General features: G+C 70.7%; 1 protein-coding gene. It reads right to left on the reverse strand.

Annotated features, from left to right (window positions below):
- Window positions 1-24: 24 nt before the first annotated feature.
- Window positions 25-1,018, reverse strand: a 994-nt coding sequence (locus GRX66_RS19310) for a DUF3179 domain-containing protein (RefSeq protein ID WP_159527877.1), incomplete at its 5' end; no start/stop codon positions are given.

Below are 1,018 nucleotides of genomic sequence, written 5' to 3' on the forward strand. Positions count from 1 at the left end.
GCCGCCGCCGGCGAGCGGGACGTTTCACTCGACATAGGCGGTGTCTGGGTAGTAGCCGGCCCACGCGAACCACATGGCGTCCCATGCGAGCACGCGGTCCAGCGGCAGGCCGTCTGCCTCGTGGGCCTCGCCGTCGACGCGGTAGCCGTCGTCCGTCGAGGTCACGTCCCGCCCGTCGGGATTCGCGTAGACGAAGCCGGTCGCGAGGCTGCGGTCGGCCACGGCGACGAACGGCGTGGACGTTTCCTCGCTCTCGAGCACGCGCTCCTTCAGCAGGACGGACTTGTCGAACGCCACGGCCTCGTCGGCGGTTCTGGCGCCCAGAACCACGGACTTCGCCGCGTCGCGGTCGTCCTCGGCCAGCGGCTCGAAGAGGTAGTCGTCGGACGCGTAGTACCCGCGCTGGGGGTTGTAGCTCCCGTATGGGTCGTCGTCGTAGTCCCTGAGGTAGTCGGTGCCGGACGTGAGCAGTTGCGTGTCCGGGTGGGCGCGGCGCCACGACCCCCACGTCGTCCACACGAGGCGGAACTCCCGTAGCGTCTGTCCCTCCAGCGGCCCGTCGATGGCCGTCGCCAGCATCTGGGGCCACCGGCTGTCGGTGCTGCGGTCGTACATCACGAGGTTCGCGTTCAGGAGGCGCCCCGACACCCCGAACTCGACGTCGCCGCGCTCGAACCCCTGGACGGTCCCGGTCAGCGGGCAGTACGTGACGGCGACGGCGTCGCCCGCGAGTTCGTCGTTGACGATCTCGTGGTGGACCAGGACGTCCTGCGGGTAGGCCTTCGCCTCGCCGCCGCGCACCACGCCGAACACCGGGTCGCCGCCCGGGATTTCGGCGTCGTCGGCGTCCTTGAACTGGGGGTCGTCGATGGACGGGATGCCGTCTTTCGGCACGCCGCCGCTGACGACGTTCGACCGCAGTTCCGCGAACTCGTAGGGAATGTGCAGGCCGTCGTCGGCCGCCGGCGGCGTCGGACCGTCCACCGTCTCGACGCCGCGTCGTCGACTGCGCCCGCCG

Source organism: Halobacterium bonnevillei (assembly GCF_009831555.1).
In the GTDB taxonomy this organism is placed as follows: Archaea; Halobacteriota; Halobacteria; order Halobacteriales; family Halobacteriaceae; genus Halobacterium; species Halobacterium bonnevillei.